Raw genomic sequence first — 22262 nt, 5'->3', positions numbered from 1 at the left:
GTGAACGGCTTCCTCACTCTCTCGAAATACTGTTCGACGGTACCGGTGTCGTACTGTCGCTTCGATGCAAAGGCGGCGAGCCTCAAATAGTCGAGATGATGCAGGGCGAATGGGAAGCGCAGATTTTCAATCTACCGACTTATCGATCGAAGCATGGGGATCGCACATCCCCACTACAATCGAAGCGGCTGGGCATCGCGTTGCCCGCATAACGTTGACCAAGTCAGTTTGAAAAAGGCCGGACGATCGGGTTTCATGCTACATGAGCAGAGGGTCGGTACCTTTCCGGCACGGTTTCACGTCCATCGGATGCCACTCGGCTTTCCGTGTATCCCGCTGTGTATCCAGAAACTCTTCTGCGGCTGGAGCCGCCGGGTCGATGTCGGCGTTTCCCAGTTACAATTTGCTGTCTGCGCTCGGCTTACGCCAACCCGTGCTCGCCGGTGGTAGTCAGAGTGAAGACCGCTGCTGTCCTCGAACGTAGTCTCCGCATGGCTTGCCGCTCATCATGCCTCCCCTGGAAGAGGCCCGGCGTTATCTGCCCGGATATAGCCGCCGTCCACCCGCTCGATCAATTCGCAGTCAGCAGCCAATTCTAGCAGAGTGAAAAGTCGATCAGGCGTCGGGTTGGCGTGTCCCGCGCCGTGCAGCGCAACCCACCCACCCTCGTCAAGCACGATACGCAACCGCTGAGTGTCATCGCCGCTCCGCCCGATCGCCCAATAAACATGTTGCCCTATCAGAAGCTCCGAGACTACAAGTTCGCAAGCATCCCGCATGGGTAGTATACCGCCACTCCGCATCCGCTCAGAAAGCCGAGCAAGTGGAAGTCGATCAGCTTGCCCACCAAATAATGCTTCGTCGCCCCCCATATCCCTGCATATCTGTAGCGAGGCTCGAAGGCCGGAAGCGCAAAGCGCCGCCGTTTCAAACTGGCGTACACCATTAATGTCGTCGAGGAGCGAAGCGGGAGACACGCTGCCGTCGAGGCCATCCTCACAGGGGCAGGCGTCTAAAAGCCAATCCGCCAATTCTCGATCTGCGTCGACCCCTAGTTCCTCGATCAGGTCGGTCGCCAGTATGTCGAGTGAAATTGGCCCCTGAGACGCCTTGGCGAGCACCCAGTTAAGCAAGCCCTCAAGAGCGATTCGTAGTAGCTGCCTCGCCTGCAGCGCGCGCCACAATTTGGAAACCGGTCGATCGGACCAGGGCATGTCGGACCGGGCCGCGAGGATCCTGATCTGACTGGTGCCAAGAGCGTCCGACGATGCTCCCATGATAGAGCGAATCAAGGCGAGAGTCCCTGTGCGGGCGGCCGAGCCGCCAACGCCAAGCAGTGCTACCCTGCCCACGACTATCTCCGTTTTAGTCGCATCGTCCATCCGCCAGAGGGGTTGGCATTCGGCCATAAATTCAATCGGCACCCAACCGCACTCGAGCGACAAGAAAGCCTCATGATCGCGCAATGGTGCCAGGCATGCGTCCAACGCAAGCACTGCAGGCATCACCTCCTCCACCGGGGAGAACAAACCACCTGATGATCGGAGGAAACCCATGCCAAGCCCTTCTTTTACAGAGGGACCGTATGAAACCGGTGCCATTAGCGAGCCCTGCTCGCGTCGGCGCAGGTGCCAAGTATGCCATTCTTGCGTTGAAAAGTCATACCCGCCTTGGCTCACCACGCGGTCCTGGATGCCCTCGCTTCCAGGAAGACTATCGTACTCGCCCGCAACAAGGTGCCCGGCCTGAAAGATAACCTCTATACGATCTGCAAAGCGGCGCCCGAGCATTACTGGCAGCGCGGACAGCCTTTTGCGATCCGCCAGTCTTGCAGCCTGCCACCACGCCCACGCCATCACGACGTACGGCCTCAGGCGCCAAGCAGCGTTGTTCAGCCCCGGAATGCAGCGATCCATCATCCCGAAGTTCAGTTGACGGAGCCCGAGAGGGTCCACTCCGCCGACATGCATCGGCAGCGACGGTACGGTTCGCGCCCCATCAATCGCGGCTATCGCTGCGTCGAGTTCGTAAATGTTTTTCAGAGCTGCCATCAGCGGTCACCATCCAAGACGACGACGCCCCCACAGCAATTTTTGGCGGCGACAAGACCGAAAGTCCGCAACCGCTCAACTTCAGCCTGCGCCAAACCAATATGACATCTTGGACAAGCAGTCGTCCTCGGACCTGCAATCGGGACGCGAGCGGCGAAGCCGGAAGCAATCCGCTTCCGGAGCTGCATCATCTCAGGCTCCCGGTCGAGCGCAGTAAGCGGCGGCGGGGCCGCTCCAGCGCGAAGTGCGGCCAGTAGGATAGGCAGTTCGACGATGGCTGGCGCTGGTTCCAGCGCCTGGTCTGGCAGGGTGTTCGCGCGCCGTTCGGGCCGCTGATCGATATAAGACACTTGCTCAGGGTTCGCGCGGCGGGCCGGACCGGCCGCTGGAGCCTGCATGCGGCGGTCACCATGCTGACCTTGCCGCTCCTCGGCAGCGCCGTGATCCTCATCCTGTTCGCGGCCGCCAATCCGCTGATCGAACAGGCACTGTCCTCGCTGCTGTCGCCGCGCATATCGCCCGAACTGATCTTGCGCGCCATTTTCTGGGCGCTTCTCCTCATCATGGTGTGGAGCCTGCTGCGCCGGCGCCTCGCCTTGAGGATATTGCCGACCTTCGACGGCCGGGGCGACCTGCCGATCCCCGGCGTATCGATCGCATCGGTGAGCCTGTCGCTGCTGGCGTTCAATCTGATCTTCGCGTTGCAAAACCTGATGGACATCGCCTGGCTCTGGCGACTGTCGCCGATGCCGGAAGGCATGACCCTGGCCGACTATGCGCATCGCGGCGCCTATCCGCTGATCGCGACGGCGCTGCTAGCGGCGCTGTTCGTCCTGGTCGCATTGCGGCCGGGATCGGCGACGGCATGCAACGGCAGCATCCGCCGGCTGGTGATGCTCTGGATCGCCCAGAACATCTTCCTGGTCGCCTCCGCAATGCTGCGCACGATCGACTATATCGAGGCCTATTCGCTGACCCGCCTGCGCATCGCGGCGCTGGCTTGGATGGCGCTGGTCGCCTTCGGGCTGGCGGCGATCTGCTGGCGCCTGTTGCGGGACCGCAGCGCCGCCTGGCTGATCAACGTCAATCTTGCGGCTGCCGGGCTGGCACTGACGGCCGCCAGCTTTATCGATCTGGGCGCTATCGCCGCGCAATGGAATGTCCGCCATGCGCGGGAGGTCGGCGGTCAGGGGGCCGCGCTGGACCTGTGCTACCTTAGTGAGTTGGAAGCCTCGGCCCTGTTGCCGCTAATTGCGCTGGAACAGCGCCCCGGCCTGCAACCAGCGTTCCGCGAGCGCATGCAAGCCGTGCGATCACGGGTTTATGACGCACTGGAAGACAGCCAGCCACAGGGCTGGACCCTGCTTGGACAGAGACGGCTGGAACAGGTACGACGAGCACTGGCTCAGCAGAAGCCGCCGGTTTTGCGGCCGGGCGCCCGCGCCTGCGACGGTGCGCTGCTGCCGCCCGCTATCGCTGCGCCGCCTCCACCGCCACCATCGACGACATCCGTCGCCCCCAAAGCCGTCCGGGCGTTGACAGGGGAGATCGGGAAATGATCCTATGCCCCATGCCCAGCACCATCCTGATCGTCGACGATGACCCGCATATTCGCCAGCTGCTCGTCTTCGCCTTCGGCAAGGCCGGATTGGACACGATCGAAGCGGCCGATGGCGAACAGGCGCTGGAGCAGATCGCGAGAGCCGCGCCCGATCTCGTCATCCTCGACATCAACATGCCGCGCATGGACGGGCTGGAGGTCTGCCGCCGCCTGCGCGCCCACAACGAGGTACCGATCTTCTTCCTCTCCTCGCGCGATGACGAGATCGACCGGGTGCTGGGCATAGAGCTGGGCGGCGACGACTATGTCGTGAAGCCCTTCTCCCCGCGCGAAGTCGTGGCGCGATCGATGGCAATCCTGCGCCGGACCGTCGCCCGGGCGCCGGTGGTGGACGCGATCGGCACGATGCGCCACGGCATGCTCAGCCTCGACACGGAAAGCTGGTCCGCGCACTGGCAGGGACGGGGGGTGGCCCTGACGGTGACCGAGTTTACGATCCTGCGTACGTTGCTTGCCATGCCGACGCGCATCTTCTCTCGCGACCAGATCATCGATCGGTTCCGCGGACCGGGCTTCGCGCTCACCGATCGAACCGTCGACAGCCATATCCGCAATCTGCGGCGCAAATTCGCTGAGGTAGGCGGCGGCGACATCATCGAGACGCGCGCCGGGGTGGGCTATCGGCTGGGGGGATGCAGCGGGACGGCGACATCACCCGGCCCATGATCCCGAAGCTGAAGGCGTGGGTTGCTCACTACTGGCCGGTGCTGCGGCTGCGCACCATCCTGCTCGGCACCCTGTTGTTCGTGGCGTCGCTGCCGGGCTTCGGCGCCATCTTTCTGCGCGTCTATGAAAATGCGCTGGTGCGGCGGACCGAGGCGGAACTGGTGGCGCAGGGCGCGGCACTCGGCGCCAGCGCGGCGATCGTGTGGAAGGGGTTGCCGACGCAACCGGTTTTGGCCGCAGCCCCGATCCGCTATCATGATCAGGTGACGGAAGTGGATTTGCGCTCGTCGCCCATCCTGCCGTCGCGTCCACCGGCTGTTCCGACCCGGCAGCGGCCGGACGGTGCGGCCCTGGCGCTCACCAGGCAGATGATGCCGGCCTTCCAGGAAACCAAGCTCACCACCCTGTCCTCGATCCTGATCGTCGACCGGCAGGGCATCGTCCTGAATGGGGAAGAACGCGGACGCAGCTTTGCCGCCCTGCCAGAAATCCGCGCCGCGCTTGGCGGCAAGGCGGTGACGGTCATGCGGGAGAATGGCGGCTATGCGGCACGCTATCCGCTGGAATGGCTGAGCCGAGCCTCCAGCATTCGCTTGCATCATGCCAGGCCGATCCGCGTCGATGGCCAGGTCGTCGGCGTGTTGCTGATCTCCCGCTCGCCGCGCGCGCTGTATCTTGGCATCTATGAGGATCGCGGCAAGATCGCGCTCGGCGTGGTCACGATCTTCCTGATGTTGCTGCTCTTGTCGGCCGTGCTGTCGCGCGCCATCGTGCGGCCGGTCGAGGCGCTCAGCCGGGCGACGCGCGCCCTGGCGTCAGGCCACCGGGCGGTTGCGCGCCGCCCGTCGCTGCAGGTGGTCGAGATCCGCGCGCTCTACGAGGATTTCGAGCAGATGGCTGATGCCATCGAGAAGCGCTCCCGATACCTGCGCGATTTCGCCGCCTCAGTCAGCCACGAGTTCAAGACGCCCCTCGCGGCGATATCGGGTGCCATCGAACTGTTGCAGGATCATCGCGCCGACATGGCGCCAACTGATCAGGAGCGGTTCCTGCGCAACATGGCAGCGGACGCGCAACGGCTGTCGCGCTTAGTCCGGCGCCTGATGGAACTGGCCCGCGCCGACGTTTTAGTGGGAGAACGCGATGCGCAGGCCGAGGTCTTACCGATCCTCGCCTCAGTCGCCGACGCATTAGCGAGCGAAGGCTTTGCCATCCATGTGCAGGTGTCTGATGCGTTGCCATCGCTGGCCATAGATGCTGGTGCGCTTGAGGCCGTGCTGACGATATTGGCGGAAAATGCGCGGCAGGCCGGTGCGTCCAAGCTGAAGGTGACGGTCGCACCGCAGGACGACATGCTTTGGATCGACATCGCCGATGACGGGCCTGGCATTCCGCAGGGAGACCGAAACCGCATCTTCGATCCCTTCTTCACCAGCAAGCGCCACGAAGGCGGCACTGGCCTCGGCCTCGCTATCGCCCGGTCGCTGCTGGACGCCTATCGCGGCGAACTGCATCTGATTTCCACCGCCCACGGAGCGCATTTTCGAATTGCCTGTCCAACCCTCTAAGGTTCTGCCCATCTCCTTTGCTCGAGCTAAGCATGATGCTGTTGGTCCGGAAATAATCTGGCTCGCTTCGATCTGGATTGGACGACCGTTATGGAGGTTAGCGAGCGCCGCCTGCTAGACCCGCGATAGGCGTTTTCCGTGTATCCAGCTGTGTATCCACAGAGCGTGTGTTTAGGTGTTATACCCGCTATAGACTTGTATGATGAGAATGGCAAAAAATGGCACTTTTCCGCCATTTATATATTCCGCATGTAATATTATGATAGCATACGGTAACTATGTTACGCCGCTTTACACCGAGAATGTCGGCGGTTCGAGCCCGTCATCGCCCACCATAAAATTCCCGGCGAATTGCGGATTTTGACCATGGCGCATGGGGATGGGTTTGGAGCGGGAGCGCGATACGCTTCCGACATGGCATTTGGCGTTCACTGCTTAGAGTCGCTTCATGGTGCCAGTCACATGGGGCATGGCTTGCACTGTGAGCATTGTGCCGTTTCCCACCTTTTGAAGACGGCGCGCGTCGAAACGTTCGAGCGTTGCGGTCATTCCGTGCATCACGATCAACCGGACCGGTTCATATCATCGGTTTCTGCATTCATGGCGCCCTAAAACTGCGATCAAGTCGCTCATTGTACAAGTATCGCCGATGACCGGGAAAATGCCCAAGTTACCTCTCAACGACATCATCTGTCTCAAGCCGCAGCTTGGCCAGAATGTCATGACGACGGCACTTTTCCAAGACCAGGTCTTTCGATCATCCTATGTGCCAACGGATCGAGGGTCAGGTTTCAAGATAGACACGCGGCTTATTGATCGATGCAAACCAAGGGCATGTCTTCTCACAAGTCCCGTCGCCAAATTGCATACATGGCACGTTCATCGTGCAGCAAGGTGCTTGCACGCATTCTGCAACGCCATGTCGATCGCATTCCTCATCGGCGGCGTCGCGCCACTGTTGTTCATGGTTTCACCGCTGACCGCGGCGGCAGTCGGGTGGGCGCACGGCTGCGCGGATTGGGCACCGGTCGCAAAGGCTCGCGTGGAGAGCAGGAGCGATCCGTGTTCCCGGCGACCGCCCTATATGTTGATGTGACACTGGCAGGCGGATATTGCAGCGCGCCATCTGCGCTGCTAGGTCGAACCCCATGATCCAGCCGCCAGAAATCATCCGTGTCGCCAAGTCTCGCGTTGTTTGCGACGGATCGGGCGATATTCCGGCCGCGCTCGGCCATCCGCGCGTATTCCTGGAAATCGATGAACATGGCTATGTCGATTGCGGCTATTGCGATCGGCGTTTCGTGCTGGCGGGCGGGGCAGCCGATACGCCGGAAAACGCGACTGCGCCCGACATCAGTTCCGGCGCGAGCCTTTAGGGCATGAACGGCGCGGCAACATCTGGTGGCACGCGCAGGATACGCGCCGTGGCCTTGTCCATGATTGCCCAGGTCGATCGCGCCGATACCTTGACCTTCCCGTCGGGTCCGGTGAATTCCATCAGCCGGTCGAAACGCGCGCCACGCGGCGGCTCGGCTATCCAGGTGCGCGCCGTAACGGTCTCTCCCTGCGCCACATTGCCGCGATAGTCGATCTCGTGACGGGTCACGACCCAGACATAAGCGTCGACATGGGCCGGCAGCGCATCCTGCGTCCAGTGCGCGGTCGCCACATCCTCCATCCATTGCACCCACACCGCATTGTTCACATGACCAAGCATGTCGATATGTTCGGGCAGGGCGGTGATCTGGCAGGTGAAGGAGGAAGCCATCCTAGCAAAGGCCCTTGCTGATCCAGGCGCGGCTCATCCGCTTATGCCCAGCTGCCAGAGAATGAAGGCGAACTCCTCGGCGCTTTCGGTGAGGCTTTCAAAGCGCCCGGACTTCCCGCCATGGCCCGCGCCCATGTTGGTCTTGAGCAGCAGGATATTATCGTCCGTCTTCGTCGCCCGCAACTTTGCCACCCATTTGGCCGGCTCCCAATACGTGACGCGCGGATCGTTGAGCCCGGCGGTGACCATCAGCGGCGGATAGGCCTGGGCGCGAACATTGCTGTAGGGATCATAGGACAGGATGGTGCGGAAAGCATCGGCGTCCTCGATGGGATTACCCCATTCAGGCCATTCGCCCGGTGTCAGCGGCAGCGTTTCATCCAGCATGGTGTTGAGCACATCGACGAACGGGACATGGGCGACCACCGCGCCCCACACATCGGGATCGGAATTGATGACCGCGCCCATCAACTCCCCGCCCGCCGATCCGCCCGAAATGCTGATCCGCCCGGCGCTGGTGTAGCCGCGCGCAACCAGGCCCCTGGCCACATCGACGAAATCGTTGAACGTGTTGGTCCGCTTGTCGAGTTTGCCGTCGAGATACCATTGCTGGCCCAGATCGTCGCCGCCGCGAATATGGGCGAGCGCGAACGCAAAGCCGCGGTCGAGCAGCGACAGCCGCCCGGTCGAAAAGCCCGGCTCCATGGCGATGCCGTAAGCGCCATAGCCATAAAGGTGCAGCGGTGCGCTGCCGTCGCGGGGCAGGTCCCTGGGATAGACGATCGACACCGGAATGTCGGTTCCGTCGCGCGCCTGGATCATCAGCCGCTCGGTGGCGTATCGGCTCGCGTCATAGCCTGACGGAATCTCCTGCACCTTGAGCAGTTCGAACCGATCGTCGACCAGATGATAGTCGTAGATCGTGTCGGGGGTGACCATCGATTCATAGCCGATGCGCAGCTTGGTCACGTCATATTCGGGATTGTCGTCGAGCGAAGCGGAATAGCTCGCCTCGGGAAAGGGCAGGCGCTTGGCCGCGTGAGTCGCATAGTCGCGCACTTCGATCTGGTCCAGACCGTCCTGCCTGCCTTCGGTAACGTAGAATTGCTTGAACAGCGTGAAATCGGTCAGGTAGAAATGATCGTCGGGTGCGATGATCTCCTGCCAGTCGTCCGGTGCGTCCAGCGAAGCCTTGACCAGCCTGAAATTGGGATGGCTGTCATTGGTCTTGATGTAGAGCGTGCCTTCATGCTCGTCGACGTCATATTCGCGGTTGGGCTGTCGCGGGGCGACGAGCAGCGGCGCGGCGGTGGGATCGTCGGCGGGGACGAGCCAGGCTTCGCTGGTGACATGGTCGCCGGTGGCGATGACGATCCATTTTTCCGAAGATGTGAGGCCGACCGACACCCGGAAGCCGTCATCGTCTTCGTGGAACAACTCGACATCGCTATCGACCGGCTGGCCCAGCCGGTGCAGTCGGGCGTTGTCGGTGCGCCAATTGTCATTGGCGACGCCATAGACCAGCCCTTGCGAATCGCTGGTCCACACCAGTGCCGACAGCGTGTCGGGAATGATATCGGGCAGCAACGCGCCGGTAGACAGGTCCTTGATCCGCGCTTCGAACCGCTCCGAACCATCGGTGTCGATGGCATAGGCCAGATAGCGGCCATTCGGGCTCACAGACATGGCGCCAAGGCGGAAATATTCATGCCCCTGCGCCAGCGCCGGCTCGTCCAGGATCAGCTGGTCCTCTCCGCCGGCAACGGGCTTGCGATACCATAGGCGATATTGCGCGCCGGCTTCGAATGCGCGCCAGTAGAGCCAGTCGCCGTCCTTCTGCGGCACCGAGCTGTCATCTTCCTTGATGCGCCCCTTCATTTCGGCGAACAGCGTGTCGATCAGCGGCTTGTGCGGTGCCATTGCGCTGTCGAACCAGGCATTTTCCGCTTCGAGATAGTCGAGTATGTCCCTGTCGCCGACCTTGGGATAGGCAGGATCGCGAAGCCACGCCCAGGGGTCTTCCACCCTGATGCCATGGCGTTCAAAGCTGTAGGGTCGTTGCGGCGCTGCCGGTTCAGAGATGGTTTTGGTCATGCGCCCTCCCTATCCCGCCCCACCGGCCGGACAAGGGGAAAGCGCGCATCGGATCAAATTTGGCTGTCGTCATCACGGTGCGGGATGGAGCGATCGAGCACCACCTGGCGCACAGGTACGCTTCGGCAGCGCGGGGAGCGTGCGGCGGCCGCAATGTATCGCCGGCTTCGTCTGGCACCTGTCGAGGGGAGCGGCTATGCTGGCTGCCGCATTGCTAGGAGCAGACGCTTGTCCACCTATGAAGACCGCCTGAAGGCCCTGCGCGACCAACTGGTCCGCGACCGGCTCGATGGTTTTGTCGTCCCGCTGACCGACGAGCACATGAGCGAATATGTCGGCGCCTATGCGCAGCGACTGGCCTGGCTCACCGGTTTTCGCGGATCGGCAGGGAGTGCGGTGGTTTTGCCGCAGGAGGCGGCGATCTTTACCGATGGACGCTATACGTTGCAGGTGCGCGAGCAGGTGGACGGGGCGCATTGGCGGTTCGAGGATGTGCCGCACACTTCGGTCACGGCCTGGCTTGGCGAACATGCGCCGCGGGGCGGGCGGATCGGCTATGATCCATGGCTGCACACCAGAGCCTGGGTGATGCAGGCGATGCAGGCGCTCAAGGAAAAGGTCGCGACACTCGTCGCGGTCGATACCAATCCGATCGACCGCGTCTGGCCCGATCGACCCACCCCCAGCACGGCCCGGCTGGTCGCGCATGACGAACGCTATGCCGGACGCAGCGCCGCCGACAAGCGCCAGCAGATCGCCGACCTTTTGACGGCGAAGCGAGCCGATGCGGCCATTTTGTCGGCGCTGGACTCGATCGCCTGGGCGTTCAACATTCGCGGCCAGGATGTCGAGCGCACGCCGGTCGCGCTCGCCTATGCCATCGTTCATGCAGACGCCACCGCCGACCTCTATGTCGCGCCAGAAAAGGTCGACAAGGGCATGATCCAGCATCTTGGCAACGCGGTGCGGGTGCATGATCGCGCCACGTTCGCCGACGCGCTCAAGGCCATGGCGGGCAAGAGCGTGATCGCCGATCCCGAGCGCGCCGTCGCGGCGATATTCGATGCGCTGGAGGCAGGCGGCGCAACCATCCTGGCGGAACGCGATCCGGCGGTCCTGCCAAAGGCGATCAAGAATATGCAGGAGATTGCCGGCCACCGGGCGGCGCAGGCGCGCGACGGCGCGGCGCTCAGCCGTTTCCTGCACTGGATCGCGGTCGAAGCACCTAAGGGGAATGTCGACGAACTGACGGCTGCTGCCCGATTGGAGCAGTTTCGGCGTGCCACCGGCGAACTGGTCGACCTGTCATTCGATACGATCAGCGGCGCTGGGCCGAACGGTGCGGTGGTTCATTATCGCGTCGAGGAAAAGACCAACCGGCTGATCGAACCCGGCAGCTTCTATCTGGTCGATTCGGGCGGGCAATATCGCGACGGCACCACCGACGTGACCCGGACCGTCGCGATCGGTTTGCCGACGCGGGAGATGAAGGAGCGCTTCACGCTGGTCCTCAAGGGGCATATCGCGCTGGCGTGCGCGGTGTTCCCCAGGGGCACGCGGGGTAGTCAGCTCGATGTCCTGGCGCGGCAATTTCTGTGGAGCCACGGCCTGGATTATGCCCATGGCACCGGCCATGGCGTCGGCAGCTTCCTGTCGGTGCATGAAGGGCCGCAGCGGATCGCGACGTTCGGCGGCGGCGACGAGCCACTGGTGGCAGGCATGTTCCTGTCCAACGAGCCAGGCTATTACAAGGCCGGCGAATATGGCATTCGCATCGAAAATCTGGTGCTGGTCGAGCCGCGCGATGTCGCCGGTGCGGAACGCGAGATGCTGGGGTTCGAGACGCTGACTTTCGCGCCGATCGATCGCAACGCGATTCTTGTCGAATGGCTGACCGATAGCGAGCGGACATGGCTCGACAGCTATCATGCGCAGGTATTGGCAGTGGTCGGTGTGCAGCTGGACGGCGAGGCGCGGGCATGGATCGAAGCGGCCTGCGCGCCGCTCTAATCGGGGTCGCGGGGTTCAGCCGAAGGCGGCGCGCTCTGGCGCGCCTGCGCCTTGCGCTTGCGCAGATTGTTGCGCAGCGCCTGGGCCAGCCTCTCCTTGCGCGCGTCTTCGGTTTCGCTCATGATGGGTTTCTAGCGAATTTCCGGGGGATACGGCAAGCCGCCTTGACAATCGGGTCGGTTCGCGGCCATAGGCCCGGCTCCGCTGCCCCGGACGGGCGGCACGAAAATGGTTATGCTGCCGTAGCTCAGTGGTAGAGCGCATCCTTGGTAAGGCTGAGGTCGTGAGTTCAATCCTCACCGGCAGCACCATTCTTCCTCTCGACCCGCAAATCGAGTCTAACGCCCTGAAAGGGAGGGAGATTTTAGTGTTCAATAACCCCTCCTTCCTGCAATAGACGACAGGCTCCGTGAGGACCAGTTTCAGCACCAGTTTTTGCAGCGAAAGTATGCCGGAATCCCACAGTTTTGAGGGGTTTTTGAGGAACTGCATCGAGAGTTCAATCAACTCGCTATAGCCCCATGTTGGCAGGCCGGATTTTTCGCCTTTGCTCCGTTCGAGCAGGACGAGTTTTTCCATTTCCAAGTTGGCGATACGATCCTCAAACGCTGCCCTCACGCGAGCGGTTTTGGTTTCAACGATGCTCTCTAAGAGTTGGTCGATGTCATGCTCGATCTTCGTGATCTGGCCACGCATGGCCGCGACCCTTTCGGCAGCGCGCCCGGATTCCTGCTTCCAAAGATCGGCGAACATTTCTCGCGCCATTTCAAACAGCACCGGACTCGGCGTGAGGCTCTTGAGATAAGCAGAAAATGCTTGGTGCAACATGTCGCGCGCGATCATCTTGCCGCGAAGCTGGCACCCTTTCTGCTGGCAAAAATAATAGGCATATTTCCGGTATTTGCCTTTGCACCAGCCCGAGGTGAACGGCTTGCCGCACCCCGCACATGAGACCGCGCCGCGTAGTGGGAAATCATCGATGATGTCCGCGCGCATCGGTGCATAGACGCCTTTTGTCAGGCGCTGCTGGATGAGATTGAATGTGGCAAGGCTGATCAGAGGTTCGTGTTTAGCCTGACGCACCCATCTCGTCGGCATCCTGACCTTCACCGCGCCAGCGCCGCGCGAGTTGGAACGGATCGCATCCGATGTGTCGCGCCTGTTCGATCTTTACGGCCATTCCGGCGCGTTCGACCGCTCGCGCGATTACATCGCGCCCTACCTTCTTGATCCCCGCTATGGCGGCGACATTCTCAAAGTCACATATCCGCTGGCGCGCGCGATGATCGTTTTCATCCTGTGCCATGAAATCGCGCACATTCAGCTTGGCCATCTCGCCCGCGAAGGCGCGCCAGAACTCGAACTGGAGGCGGATGCCAAGGCGGCGGCGTATTTCCGGCAGGTCGTGCGCTACGGCCAGCGGGATCGCGATACCCATATCCACGTCGATCCGAAAATGGCGGGCGCGCCGTTGATATTCTCCATGATCCTCGAACTGTTCGAGGCGTGGCTGATCGCCAAGAGCGTCGATCTGGAGAACGACCGCCAGCATCCTCCGGCGGCGCAGCGCACCGCGCAACTGCAAACCCTCATGGCCGACGATCTCAACGAGATCGCGCTTGATATCGTTATCGGCGCGAGCAGCGCGGTCACCGGCCTGCATGACCTGTTGGGACTTCCGGCACCGATAGTCGGGAGACAGCCGGAATAGGATCAATCGTCTGCGGAGGTGCTGTTGATCCAGTCCTCGTGCCCGTGACGGATACGCTGGGTGAAAATATCATCGCCATCGAGGCGGTAGAAAATCAGCTGCGACGGACACACTCCCGGTCAACGGCGTCGGATCACGCTATCAAGCACCTTCCGATCAGGGAGGCGGCAAATTGAAGTCAACAACGAACCTTACAAGGGTTCTAATATCTTCGTGCATCGGACTCGCCTCTTTGTCCACCTCAGCTATTAGATCGACTGGCGGGGCATGGTCGCGATATAGCGCGTGGGAAGATGATATTAAAAATGCAAGTGCAAGCGCCGAAAGAGTTTCATATTTTTTCATTCTACACCTCAAATAACAACGAAGTGCAGACAAACACAACACGACCTCTGCTGGAAAGAGATAATGATAATCACTCGCAACTAATCTGTGAATAAGTCAGATTTTCTTGCAGAAAAGCAAAATAAAGTCCAAATAAGAATGGAAGGCGTGACGCCAATTATAATACCGCCTCTGATAAATTCATCGATCTTGTTAGGCATGGTTATTGGGAATCGTAAATCGTTTGCGATGTTAACTGAAAAAAACCATGCAAACGCTATAAGGAGCGCGATGGTTGCAATGTTGGGTGCTTCGTTGCTACGTAAAACTGCCAAAAATTTTGAGCCGGAGAGTCCATTTGACATTATAAACAATACAGACGCGAATCCGCTGATAGCGGACGCCAAGGCCGAACTAAAAGAGATGTCATACTGATTAAAAAGGAAGTGGCTTGATAAAAGCACAATGTAGTTAAAGACTATGATGGTGAAAGCACCTCGCAAAGCGAGGCGCTGATACGCCCTCAAATTGACCACGAGCACCTCCAAGGAGAGCCTACCCAATGGCGGTTATATGCCACTCTGACAGGTGTGAGTCGATTCTGATCTTAATCAAAAAGATTGGCGTTTGCCTTCAGCTGTGTGCAATGCGCTTCGCCCCTAAGCCGCCTTGGCCTGACAGTTAACCCTTCCCCAAAATCAAACACGCCGCCCAGTTTTATTGACAATAATTATCATTCCTAATGATGACGGTAGTCACTTCATATGACGCCGTAGCATGGCACATGGGAAAGATAGGCGGCAAGAAATTCATCGGATTTGAGCAGGGAGTGAAATATGGAAAGGGCAGACGTAAGCGACAGCAGAGCAGTAGGCAGTAAGACAGGGGGCAACGTAGGTCAGAAGAGAGGGGCGTAGGAAAATTACGCAAGCTGTGCGTGTCTGACGACACGCGCTTGGCTCCCTCGCTTCGCTCGGTCGGCAAAGGGCGGTGCCCGCCCCTGTGCAACCCCCAGCAAACCCGGCTCCCCGTTTCCTCCCTCCGGCACACGTCGTCGGAGAAAATCGACAAAGCTCCACAGCCTATTACCTTTGGGCATACCGATCCGGTGGACAACGCGGCGGCATTCGCGGGACAATCGCGGCAGGAGGACCGCCACTGAAACCGTCCGACGCACATGATGCGGACACCGCAATCACCCGCGCTATCCGGCACCAGATAAAGGCCGAAATCACACGCACGGGTGTAACCACCCGCGCCTTGCTGCGCGATGCGCAGGATTGTCCCGAGGGTCTTACCTCCCGGCTGGTGAACCGCTGGACCAGTGGGATCGTGAAGATGGCCCGACAATCGCATCTCGATTTCGTGCTGACACGATGGGCGAACCTGCCGGATCGCGGCGCTGCGCCCGCCAGCGGCGCGCGCAGTATATCGGCTGCATCTATCCCGCTCACACCCGAAATGTCGCGCCAGCTCCGCGCCGAGTTGGGCCGCGTCGCTGGCACGCCTGCCGAGCTTCTCGCCAAGCGCGATGACGTGCCGCGCGGACTCAATGGCCGTATCGTGAAAGGCTGGGTTTATCGCGAGGTTAAAGCCGTCGATGCCGCATCGTGGAATTTCGTGATCGCTCTGCTCGCGCAAACACCGGACAAAGCCTTTGCGCGTCCGATATCGGGCAGGCGGAACATGAAGGCCGCGCCGGGCCGGATCGTCATCCCGGATAAAGACCGCGCGGCGTTGCAAGCTCACCGCAACCGCACGGGCGCGGGCGGCGCAATCGTTCTCAACGGCGCGACGGACAAGCCGCCCGGCTTGAGTTTAGGCATGATCGCGGGCTGGCTGTCAGGTCGGACGCGCACCGCCGATCCGGCGCATATCCGTTATGTCCTCAAACGCTACGCGCGCCTGCCGGACAATATCATCCGCCGCTAACCGCACGTCTTTTCACGCCAGTTGAAATTATAGCATAAATGCTATATACTCATCCTGATGATATGGACCGTCGAGATTCTGAATGAAGAGGTTGCGGGCGAGTTGTCCGAGCTTCCGGCGGATATGCGGGCCAAGCTTGAGCATATCGTCAGGCTCATAACCCTCTTCGGCCTTGAGAAGGTCCGGGAGCCGCATGTGAAGCATCTTGAAGGGCGGCTTTGGGAAATGCGCTTGATCGGGCGCGACGGCATTGCCCGCGCGCTCTACCTGACCGCCAAGGGCAAGCGGATCGTCATCGTGCGGGCGTTCCGGAAGAAGACGCAGAAGACACCGCGCCGTGAAATCGAACTGGCTCTCAAAAGAGCGGAGGACATAGAATGACCGATAAAACCAAAAAGACGAAGACCATCGCCGCAGGCGACATGTTCAAGACGTGGCGCAAGGACCCGGAATACCGGAAAGCCTATGCGGAAGCCGAGAGCGAGTTTCTCATCGCGGCCGCAATGATTGCGGCGCGCTCGCAGGCGCACCTCACGCAGGCCGAGTTGGCCGAGCGCATGGGCACCACCCAGAGCGCCATCGCCCGCATGGAAAGCGGCAAGTTCAAGCCCTCGCACGGAACACTGGAAAAGATCGCCCGCGCGACCGGGACGCGGCTGCGTGTGAGCTTCGAGCCGACCGAGGCGCAGCGCTGATCCGGTGCCGCTCTATTCGGTGCGCCGGACGTGCTGAACGCGCCGTGCTTCGATGAGCGATAAAAGCCGTTCGCGCATCTGCCGGAAGAATCCGGGCGGCAGCACGCCATAGGAAAAGCTGTCCGCGCCGGAGGCGACGGGCCGCACATCCGGCCCCGGCCACAGAAATTCATTATACTCGCTAAGGACGATCCATGAGCGCTGCGTATCCAGCCCGAGATGCGCCTTGAGCGCGGGCGGGATTTCCAGCGCGGCCTTGGGATCGGCTGGCGGCGCATGCGTGACAGGCACAACCGTCACGATGGTTTTATCTTCCGCAACCCGCCGCGCGATCACGACCGCGCAGGGGCGGTCCTTCACGCCTTCCTCGCGGCCCCGGTCATGTTCCTCGGCCCAAAGATAGGAATAGGAAATCACGAGGCCGGGATGCGGAACGGGAAGCGCCATGACGCCGGATCAGTTCGATGCGTCCGGCACCAGCAGCGCATCGAGATGCGCATACGCGGCGGGAACCTCGGCGGCGGCGATGGCGGAGAGCGTTTCCGCATCCATATCCTCGATCCGCCGCACGATGCGCCCGTGGGTGAGCAACTCGTAATAGTCCGCCGAGATCAGCACCGTATGGGTCCGCCCGTTCTTGGTGATTTCCACGGGCTGGCGCATGGCGATATCCTGAAAGCGCCCAATCCCGTTCTTGAACTCTGTCGATGTGATTTTCATTCCCAAATTCCCAAAATGTCCATTTTGTCCATTATGCCATACCGGGCAGTCGGCGGTCAATTTCCACAGGAGAATTAGCCCGCGATGGCGTCCGCTCTGGACGCTGGCCAGTTCCACGCGCGACAGTGCCGTATCAGGAGGTGATCGCGCTGGTTCAACGAAAAATGCCAAGCGGGCATGTCCCGCTCACCCGCGCGATCCGGCAAAAGCTCCACAACGAGCTTGCGCGCACCGGCGTCACGCCGCTTGGACTGCTCCGCCGGGATGACAACCATCCTGACGGTCTGGACGCCCCGACAATCAACCAATGGCTGGGTGGACACCCGCCGGGAAATGGCGGACATTGCAACCGATCAGAAAGGTAGGGACGCTCTGGGCGGTGCGGCCTTCCAATCGCAATCGGTTGCGGTGAAAGAGGCCGCGGCGGAAACCATCAGCAACGTTGCTCCTCTTGAAAGGCAAGCCGCGACAGCACTGGTCACGGACAAAAGCGTGCAGAACATTGATGCCATGTTTGAAAAAGGAGCCACTGCTTCGAGTGATGCAATCTTTCCCGGCGCACCAGATGCAGGAGCGGCCTTCGCTCAAGCTGCAAGCGGGAAAAGTCCGGCCAATCTTGCCAGCGCAGACATAAAGGCCTTGCCGACAGGATCGGTCCCACCTGTTTTTCCGCAAGCGTGATTAGGGTTCTGCGTGCGCTTCGTAGGAAGAACGCGCGGCAAGCTTCGTAGGATACATTTCTCTGTGAATGGTGCGAACCGCCGCCGTGAGCGCTTCCTTGGTGACGGTGTTGGGATCGATTGGTTTGCTTACCAAGGTTCCCTGCGCGTAAATTTCAAGCTGCGGCTTGCCATCGGTTGGGCCGAGAACGATCCCGCGCACAGGTGCGCCTTCGAATGATGCCTGTTGCAAGGCTCCGACAATCTTGGGCCATGATGCTTGTCCGCCGCCAATGACCAGCACCACGGGATGATCTTTTGTGCCTTGATCCGTGTTGCGCTGTCCAATGTGCAGCAGCATCACGCGATCACCGGGGACCATGCCGCTTCGCGACAGGTCGGATCGAACACGAGCCGCCGCTTTCTCACGCAACAGCGGATTGCTGCGCAGCCCGAAGCTGTCGGAGTCATCGAGCAGCACCACGAAATCGACAGGCTCCGTGCGCTGCGGCGTGTCCGCCTGCTGGCAGGCGGACGAAAGCGATATGGCCGAAGCGATCAGGAGGCGATGCGTCATGCTCATTTGCCTTTCTCCTTTCCGGAGGCGGCCGCACGCGCCTTGCGCATCTTTGCGAGGATCGAGGCAGGTTCGGTCTCTTCCACGAGCCGCGCCAATTTCTTGCGAAGCACGTCCCGGTCATAGGAAAGCGCCTCTTCCAATAACGGGCCGGGGATGAGATTGGGTTTGCCGTCTCCCGAGATTTCGAGTTGATTGAGCAACCATTGCCCGCTGGCGATGGGACCAGCGTAAAGGGCAGAGACCCTCTGCGCTGTCAGGAGATCGCTGTTCTCTTGCTCGCTCTGAATCTCGTGGAGTTCGTGACGATACCCTTGAAACTCGAGGCCTAGCCATCCCATCCCATCAGGAAGAGAGAGACAGAGCCGGTTCGCATAGTCACTTCGTTTCATCTCGTGTCTCGACCTACGGCCGACATCCACTTTTTAAGCGGTGCTTGTTCAAGGATTTAACCGACGAATCAGCACTGCTTGATCTACAGATAGGCGAATTTTGCTCTTTGCAAATGCCCGGCATCTGCAAGCCTCAAGGCGCGTTTTTTAGGCCTTGCAGTCGCCTTGCAGGCTCTGGGTGTCGCCTGCCCATCTGACATGATATCATGGCAAGCACGAGTTTCCGCAGCAGCAGCCAGCTAGCGATGACATGGAGGCTTCTACATATGTCGAGATCGATCCACTCGGTTTTTACACGCCAGCGACTCAGAAGCGCCCTTCGTGCACATCTCAATAATCGTGGAGCCAGCATGGGCTCTCTGCTGGCTGATATCCATGCGATATTGCCAAGAAGCTCGATGGTTCTCAAAGACCGCGAGCAATTGCGAAATTTCCTCAACGGGCAAGAGCTCTCTGACAATTGTATGCTGATCCTAATAGAGTACCTGCGGCTGTCGGCACCCGAGCTTCTTGTCTCTATGAACGATGGAGCCAATTCATGAGTACCAGAAAAGCACGTACTCTTAAAAATTCTACCTATTCTGTGTTCGAGCGTGCGCAACTTCGTCAGGCGATAACTCTGCATGGTAGTGAGCGGGGTATGGGAGCCGGGAATCTTCTAGTGGATATTCGAAAACTGGTGCCTGCTGGCGCTCATGTATTTAAAGACCGAGAGCAAATACGTGAATTTATCAATGGATCAGAACCACTTGATGACAAAATAGGAGTTTTACTGGCATACCTAAAATTAGCATCGCCAGAACGATATAATATGATATTCGATGCTGACAGAGTATCGCTATATGGAGACGTGTTGCTAAGCATGTTTTCTACGATTTCCAAAATAAGCTCTTATGACAGATCTATTTTGTCATCAAAATCCAAAAATTTAGAAGGGGTATACCTACTCTGTACAAAATATCGTCCGTATGTTTTACACACCAACGATGTAAGCTTTCTGTATTTAGAGCATGTAGAAAATTCACCCTATCTTTTGTGCGAAATTTTTACCGTGGCGCACGATAAATCTGCGTCGAATGGAGAGAAAATTAGAACGTTTCGCACACTAATAAATAGATTTTTTCGAGCAAGGCGGATTACAAGTAAAACTCGTAATAGTTTATTTGAATTTCCGACCAAGTTTGAAGATGATTATATTTCAGAACTGATAATTCTTAATTCAAGGATAAATTCTAGTGCCATTCCAGATAACAAAGGCCTTGTAACCAAAATTCTCCGCGATTGGACGGGGTTTTGCCTATTCGATGGAGATACCGGTAGCCTGATGCTGAGAGACCCTCACAGGCGGACCCCTCAGACTGTCTCATATTATATGGATTCGAATGACCTTATATTAAAAATGCCATCCTCTTTAAATATAACTCCACACGAGAGCACAGATTACGATTCAGTAAAGGCCATTAAAGTAATATGTAAATCTATATCTGATGAATGTCGATCCAAGAAATGGGATATTTGACATGATTAAAAACTTTACTTCGGTATATCGGGTAGAATATTCTGAAGGTGTGAATAATGTTAATTTAATTGCAATCGCTGAATCTGGTTCTTTGGAGGGAGTTTCTAACGCGCTTCAAGAAGGTTGCGATGTTAACATGCGCGAACCCGGGACGGGTATAACGGCGCTCCATATTGCCGCGACTAAGGGATTTAATGATATCGTTGAAATCCTTTTGAGTCATCCGGAGATCGATCTTCGCATAGCTGACCATGCAGGGCGAATTGCATACAAGGCAGCCGAAGAGGCAGGGAATTTTGATGCTTGTAATCTGATACAAAATAAGCTTGCAGAAGAATTTCTGGATTTGGATGATAGTAATGTTGTCCGTATCGTTTTCAAAGGCCCTGAACCTGATGGCTTCTGATGTTTATTAGTTGCACCGATCCGTGATCTCAGCGCACGGCGTCGAACTACATAAATCTCGTCGAAACCGTACTGTATTCCTTCCGAACTCCGTCAATTCGGGCAGAGGGAGGTGGCAGGCTGATGCCCGCGATAGCCGTGACAAGAGCGTGTTCCGATACATTAGATTTTAGAGATCAAAGCGATGTAATGCGTCTCGGGATGCCCAATTTTATTGCAGGCCGAGCCATTCATCGTTTCTTAACTATTTTTTAGCGTTTTGCGACGTATCATGACTTTGGCCTTAAGCAGCAAAAAGTAGGGGCCGTATGAGAGGGTGCATGGCGTTCGACGCCACTGAAATCCAGCGGCTCAAGGCTGCTATTCCGATCGATTATCGACCGCGGCCGCAAGCAGCGGGGCAACTTACCAATGATTTTCTGGCAGTAGATTTGCTGCGCAAATCTACTGCCCTGGAGGGCACCGAACGGGACCGCCATAATCTCGGCATGGCGTATCTCAACAGTCCCGACGCAGACGCTGCTGGCCCAACCTTCCTTCTGACCGGCGCACAGGCCGTCGCCCGCAATGCCCAGGTCATTCAGTCTGAACGCGCTGAGCACGACATCACGGATTTCGCGTTCGATCAGATGCGCGAGAATCTGCGCCGTCATATTGAAAGGCTCAACGCGATGTTGGTGGACATCGACGCGGCTATGAAAAAAATCCATACTCGCCGGGATGAAATCGGCCAAGAACTGGAAGCGCTGGACGAACTTACCCGGCTAAAGCGTTCGGGCAAATTTGATCTCAACAATCCTGCACATGCCCAACTCGCGCGCAGCGCGGGCTTGTCTCCCGAAGAGCTCGACCGCATGTCCGTCCACGATCTTCGTATGCGCCGTCGCGACCTCGATCGGGAAGACGGCCAGCTTGAGGATCAATGGAACAAGTGGCTCAAGCTTCGCAAAGGCATCGTGAAAGAACGCGATGCCGCTGTGGAGATCGAGGCGGAACTTGCAGCAGCCGATACGGCAGAGGTGCGCATTCTCGCCGAGCGTCGCGCGTCATCGCTCCTTGGTGTCCAGCAGATCGCCGAAGTAGCATATATCGCCGAGGACCGCAGCGTGAAGATAAGAGCCGCCGATGCAGTGGCATCGAATGAGCAGGCGGCAGTTCGCACCGAGAGTCAAACCTATAACCGGGATGCTGTGCTCCGCAACGAAGGAGCAATCCTAAATAAGGATAGCGACGATTTTGAGCTAGCCGACGCTGTGTCGTCCACCAAATCCGCTAACGTACCTAAGCCTTCTTGACTGTACCTAAATCAATCTATCGGCAACATAGATGCCGAACGGAGCGAGCAGGCAGAGGATGATCAGAGGGCATCCGCCACCAGAGCCTTGTCCGGTTCTGCTTCCGCCCTGCGCGATCCGATCCATATTCTCACCGTGCTTTTTATTTTCATCCCGGCGGTCGTCGATCTTTTGTTGCCGCATCCGCTCATTGGCGGCTTCCATGTTTGGGTCTTTAGGCATGATACGAACTCCCTTTATGGCGGTAGCGCGTCG

At 58.9% G+C, this 22262-nt stretch carries 25 protein-coding genes, 1 tRNA gene and 1 pseudogene; 18 read left to right on the top strand and 9 right to left on the bottom strand.

Going from position 1 to position 22262, the window contains the following annotated elements:
- The coding region (locus WG908_RS04540; protein ID WP_340185376.1) for a hypothetical protein at window positions 1-212 on the top strand (212 nt) is incomplete at its 5' end.
- Window positions 213-506: 294 nt separating this feature from the next.
- Here WG908_RS04540 and WG908_RS04535 read toward each other — a convergent pair.
- Complete coding sequence (locus WG908_RS04535; protein ID WP_340185375.1) at window positions 507-2051, bottom strand: hypothetical protein; 1545 nt, start codon at window positions 2049-2051, stop codon at window positions 507-509.
- A 287-nt stretch (window positions 2052-2338) separates the two neighbouring features.
- Here WG908_RS04535 and WG908_RS04530 point away from each other — a divergent pair.
- The 4 genes and pseudogenes from WG908_RS04530 to WG908_RS04515 form a co-directional block, all read left to right on the top strand.
- Window positions 2339-3610, top strand: a pseudogene (locus tag WG908_RS04530) (DUF4153 domain-containing protein); the annotation flags it as partial.
- Window positions 3611-3621: 11 nt separating this feature from the next.
- The gene (locus WG908_RS04525; RefSeq protein WP_340185374.1) at window positions 3622-4338 is read left to right on the top strand and encodes a response regulator transcription factor; all 717 of its coding nucleotides are present in this window, start codon (window positions 3622-3624) and stop codon (window positions 4336-4338) included.
- 161 nt (window positions 4339-4499) lie between these two features.
- Window positions 4500-5906 carry a sensor histidine kinase gene (locus WG908_RS04520; protein WP_340185373.1) on the top strand — a complete coding sequence of 469 codons (1407 nt, stop codon included), beginning with the start codon at window positions 4500-4502 and terminating at the stop codon, window positions 5904-5906.
- Between the two features lie 1148 nt (window positions 5907-7054).
- A complete protein-coding gene (locus WG908_RS04515) occupies window positions 7055-7282 on the top strand; it encodes a zinc-finger domain-containing protein (protein WP_340185372.1) in 228 nt (75 codons plus the stop codon).
- On the opposite strand, the gene WG908_RS04510 is transcribed toward WG908_RS04515, so the two are convergent.
- Complete coding sequence (locus WG908_RS04510; RefSeq protein WP_340185371.1) at window positions 7279-7674, bottom strand: acyl-CoA thioesterase; 396 nt, start codon at window positions 7672-7674, stop codon at window positions 7279-7281. The genes WG908_RS04515 and WG908_RS04510 overlap by 4 nt on opposite strands.
- Window positions 7675-7707: 33 nt before the next feature.
- Window positions 7708-9768, bottom strand: coding sequence for a S9 family peptidase (locus WG908_RS04505; RefSeq protein ID WP_340185370.1), 2061 nt, complete (start codon window positions 9766-9768; stop codon window positions 7708-7710).
- A 228-nt stretch (window positions 9769-9996) separates the two neighbouring features.
- On the opposite strand from WG908_RS04505, the gene WG908_RS04500 reads away from it, so the two are divergent.
- The gene (locus WG908_RS04500) at window positions 9997-11778 is read left to right on the top strand and encodes an aminopeptidase P family protein (RefSeq protein ID WP_340185369.1); all 1782 of its coding nucleotides are present in this window, start codon (window positions 9997-9999) and stop codon (window positions 11776-11778) included.
- Here the strand turns inward: WG908_RS04500 and WG908_RS04495 are convergent.
- Window positions 11775-11900, bottom strand: coding sequence for a hypothetical protein (locus WG908_RS04495; protein ID WP_340185368.1), 126 nt, complete (start codon window positions 11898-11900; stop codon window positions 11775-11777). The two genes, WG908_RS04500 and WG908_RS04495, sit on opposite strands and share 4 nt — an antisense overlap.
- Window positions 11901-12014: 114 nt before the next feature.
- Here WG908_RS04495 and WG908_RS04490 point away from each other — a divergent pair.
- The 7 genes from WG908_RS04490 (at window position 12015) to relB (ending at window position 16440) form a co-directional block, all read left to right on the top strand.
- Window positions 12015-12089: transfer RNA gene (locus WG908_RS04490), tRNA-Thr, on the top strand.
- Between the two features lie 355 nt (window positions 12090-12444).
- Window positions 12445-12729, top strand: coding sequence for a hypothetical protein (locus WG908_RS04485; protein ID WP_340185367.1), 285 nt, complete (start codon window positions 12445-12447; stop codon window positions 12727-12729).
- A 199-nt stretch (window positions 12730-12928) separates the two neighbouring features.
- A complete protein-coding gene (locus tag WG908_RS04480; RefSeq protein WP_340185366.1) occupies window positions 12929-13489 on the top strand; it encodes a phage exclusion protein Lit family protein in 561 nt (186 codons plus the stop codon).
- Between the two features lie 432 nt (window positions 13490-13921).
- Window positions 13922-14248 (top strand): hypothetical protein, encoded by a 327-nt coding sequence (locus WG908_RS04475; RefSeq protein ID WP_340185365.1) that lies wholly within the window; start codon window positions 13922-13924, stop codon window positions 14246-14248.
- Window positions 14249-15151: 903 nt separating this feature from the next.
- Window positions 15152-15745, top strand: a complete 594-nt coding sequence (locus WG908_RS04470) for a hypothetical protein (protein ID WP_340185364.1) — start codon at window positions 15152-15154, stop codon at window positions 15743-15745.
- A 57-nt stretch (window positions 15746-15802) separates the two neighbouring features.
- Window positions 15803-16126: a type II toxin-antitoxin system RelE/ParE family toxin gene (locus WG908_RS04465; protein ID WP_340185363.1), complete on the top strand. Its 324-nt coding sequence runs from the start codon at window positions 15803-15805 to the stop codon at window positions 16124-16126.
- Window positions 16123-16440 carry a type II toxin-antitoxin system RelB family anti-toxin gene (gene relB, locus WG908_RS04460; protein WP_340185362.1) on the top strand — a complete coding sequence of 106 codons (318 nt, stop codon included), beginning with the start codon at window positions 16123-16125 and terminating at the stop codon, window positions 16438-16440. The genes WG908_RS04465 and relB overlap by 4 nt, the downstream gene beginning before the upstream one ends.
- Window positions 16441-16452: 12 nt before the next feature.
- On the opposite strand, the gene WG908_RS04455 is transcribed toward relB, so the two are convergent.
- Both WG908_RS04455 and WG908_RS04450 read right to left on the bottom strand, forming a co-directional pair.
- Window positions 16453-16887: a hypothetical protein gene (locus WG908_RS04455; protein ID WP_340185361.1), complete on the bottom strand. Its 435-nt coding sequence runs from the start codon at window positions 16885-16887 to the stop codon at window positions 16453-16455.
- Window positions 16888-16896: 9 nt separating this feature from the next.
- The gene (locus WG908_RS04450) at window positions 16897-17331 is read right to left on the bottom strand and encodes a type II toxin-antitoxin system prevent-host-death family antitoxin (protein ID WP_340185360.1); all 435 of its coding nucleotides are present in this window, start codon (window positions 17329-17331) and stop codon (window positions 16897-16899) included.
- A gap of 93 nt (window positions 17332-17424) precedes the next feature.
- On the opposite strand from WG908_RS04450, the gene WG908_RS04445 reads away from it, so the two are divergent.
- The gene (locus tag WG908_RS04445; RefSeq protein WP_340185359.1) at window positions 17425-17841 is read left to right on the top strand and encodes a hypothetical protein; all 417 of its coding nucleotides are present in this window, start codon (window positions 17425-17427) and stop codon (window positions 17839-17841) included.
- Here the strand turns inward: WG908_RS04445 and WG908_RS04440 are convergent, their stop codons facing one another.
- Window positions 17842-18402 (bottom strand): hypothetical protein, encoded by a 561-nt coding sequence (locus WG908_RS04440; protein WP_340185358.1) that lies wholly within the window; start codon window positions 18400-18402, stop codon window positions 17842-17844. It abuts the gene before it with no gap.
- The gene (locus WG908_RS04435) at window positions 18399-18788 is read right to left on the bottom strand and encodes a hypothetical protein (RefSeq protein WP_340185357.1); all 390 of its coding nucleotides are present in this window, start codon (window positions 18786-18788) and stop codon (window positions 18399-18401) included. The genes WG908_RS04440 and WG908_RS04435 overlap by 4 nt, the downstream gene beginning before the upstream one ends.
- Window positions 18789-19138: 350 nt before the next feature.
- Between WG908_RS04435 and WG908_RS04430 the strand changes: the two genes are divergently transcribed.
- The 4 genes from WG908_RS04430 to WG908_RS04415 all read left to right on the top strand — a co-directional run bounded on the left by WG908_RS04430 (window position 19139) and on the right by WG908_RS04415 (window position 22007).
- Window positions 19139-19330, top strand: coding sequence for a hypothetical protein (locus WG908_RS04430; RefSeq protein WP_340185356.1), 192 nt, complete (start codon window positions 19139-19141; stop codon window positions 19328-19330).
- Window positions 19327-20307 carry a hypothetical protein gene (locus WG908_RS04425; RefSeq protein WP_340185355.1) on the top strand — a complete coding sequence of 327 codons (981 nt, stop codon included), beginning with the start codon at window positions 19327-19329 and terminating at the stop codon, window positions 20305-20307. The genes WG908_RS04430 and WG908_RS04425 overlap by 4 nt, the downstream gene beginning before the upstream one ends.
- Before the next feature lies 1 nt (window position 20308).
- Window positions 20309-20713 (top strand): ankyrin repeat domain-containing protein, encoded by a 405-nt coding sequence (locus WG908_RS04420; RefSeq protein WP_340185354.1) that lies wholly within the window; start codon window positions 20309-20311, stop codon window positions 20711-20713.
- 319 nt (window positions 20714-21032) lie between these two features.
- The gene (locus WG908_RS04415; RefSeq protein WP_340185353.1) at window positions 21033-22007 is read left to right on the top strand and encodes a hypothetical protein; all 975 of its coding nucleotides are present in this window, start codon (window positions 21033-21035) and stop codon (window positions 22005-22007) included.
- Window positions 22008-22013: 6 nt separating this feature from the next.
- Here the strand turns inward: WG908_RS04415 and WG908_RS04410 are convergent, their stop codons facing one another.
- Window positions 22014-22229 (bottom strand): hypothetical protein, encoded by a 216-nt coding sequence (locus WG908_RS04410; RefSeq protein ID WP_340185352.1) that lies wholly within the window; start codon window positions 22227-22229, stop codon window positions 22014-22016.
- Window positions 22230-22262 lie beyond the last annotated feature (33 nt).

The sequence above is a fragment of the Sphingobium anseongense genome, assembly GCF_037725245.1.
Classification (GTDB): Bacteria; Pseudomonadota; Alphaproteobacteria; order Sphingomonadales; family Sphingomonadaceae; genus Sphingobium.
This window is presented reverse-complemented; position numbering and strand designations above follow the sequence as displayed.

Bases quoted from the DNA above. Each gene is read 5' to 3' on its own strand.
- WG908_RS04470 (WP_340185364.1), top strand. From the start codon at position 15,152: ATGGCCCGACAATCGCATCTCGATTTCGTGCTGACACGATGGGCGAAC.
- WG908_RS04510 (WP_340185371.1), bottom strand. From the start codon at position 7,674: ATGGCTTCCTCCTTCACCTGCCAGATCACCGCCCTGCCCGAACATATC.
- WG908_RS04535 (WP_340185375.1), bottom strand. From the start codon at position 2,051: ATGGCAGCTCTGAAAAACATTTACGAACTCGACGCAGCGATAGCCGCG.
- WG908_RS04415 (WP_340185353.1), top strand. From the start codon at position 21,033: ATGGCGTTCGACGCCACTGAAATCCAGCGGCTCAAGGCTGCTATTCCG.
- WG908_RS04495 (WP_340185368.1), bottom strand. From the start codon at position 11,900: ATGAGCGAAACCGAAGACGCGCGCAAGGAGAGGCTGGCCCAGGCGCTG.
- WG908_RS04465 (WP_340185363.1), top strand. From the start codon at position 15,803: ATGATATGGACCGTCGAGATTCTGAATGAAGAGGTTGCGGGCGAGTTG.
- WG908_RS04445 (WP_340185359.1), top strand. From the start codon at position 17,425: ATGACAACCATCCTGACGGTCTGGACGCCCCGACAATCAACCAATGGC.
- WG908_RS04505 (WP_340185370.1), bottom strand. From the start codon at position 9,768: ATGACCAAAACCATCTCTGAACCGGCAGCGCCGCAACGACCCTACAGC.
- WG908_RS04440 (WP_340185358.1), bottom strand. From the start codon at position 18,402: ATGAGCATGACGCATCGCCTCCTGATCGCTTCGGCCATATCGCTTTCG.
- WG908_RS04435 (WP_340185357.1), bottom strand. From the start codon at position 18,788: ATGAAACGAAGTGACTATGCGAACCGGCTCTGTCTCTCTCTTCCTGAT.
- WG908_RS04515 (WP_340185372.1), top strand. From the start codon at position 7,055: ATGATCCAGCCGCCAGAAATCATCCGTGTCGCCAAGTCTCGCGTTGTT.
- WG908_RS04525 (WP_340185374.1), top strand. From the start codon at position 3,622: ATGCCCAGCACCATCCTGATCGTCGACGATGACCCGCATATTCGCCAG.
- WG908_RS04425 (WP_340185355.1), top strand. From the start codon at position 19,327: ATGAGTACCAGAAAAGCACGTACTCTTAAAAATTCTACCTATTCTGTG.
- WG908_RS04430 (WP_340185356.1), top strand. From the start codon at position 19,139: ATGGGCTCTCTGCTGGCTGATATCCATGCGATATTGCCAAGAAGCTCG.
- WG908_RS04455 (WP_340185361.1), bottom strand. From the start codon at position 16,887: ATGGCGCTTCCCGTTCCGCATCCCGGCCTCGTGATTTCCTATTCCTAT.
- WG908_RS04420 (WP_340185354.1), top strand. From the start codon at position 20,309: ATGATTAAAAACTTTACTTCGGTATATCGGGTAGAATATTCTGAAGGT.
- WG908_RS04485 (WP_340185367.1), top strand. From the start codon at position 12,445: ATGCTCGATCTTCGTGATCTGGCCACGCATGGCCGCGACCCTTTCGGC.
- relB (WP_340185362.1), top strand. From the start codon at position 16,123: ATGACCGATAAAACCAAAAAGACGAAGACCATCGCCGCAGGCGACATG.
- WG908_RS04410 (WP_340185352.1), bottom strand. From the start codon at position 22,229: ATGCCTAAAGACCCAAACATGGAAGCCGCCAATGAGCGGATGCGGCAA.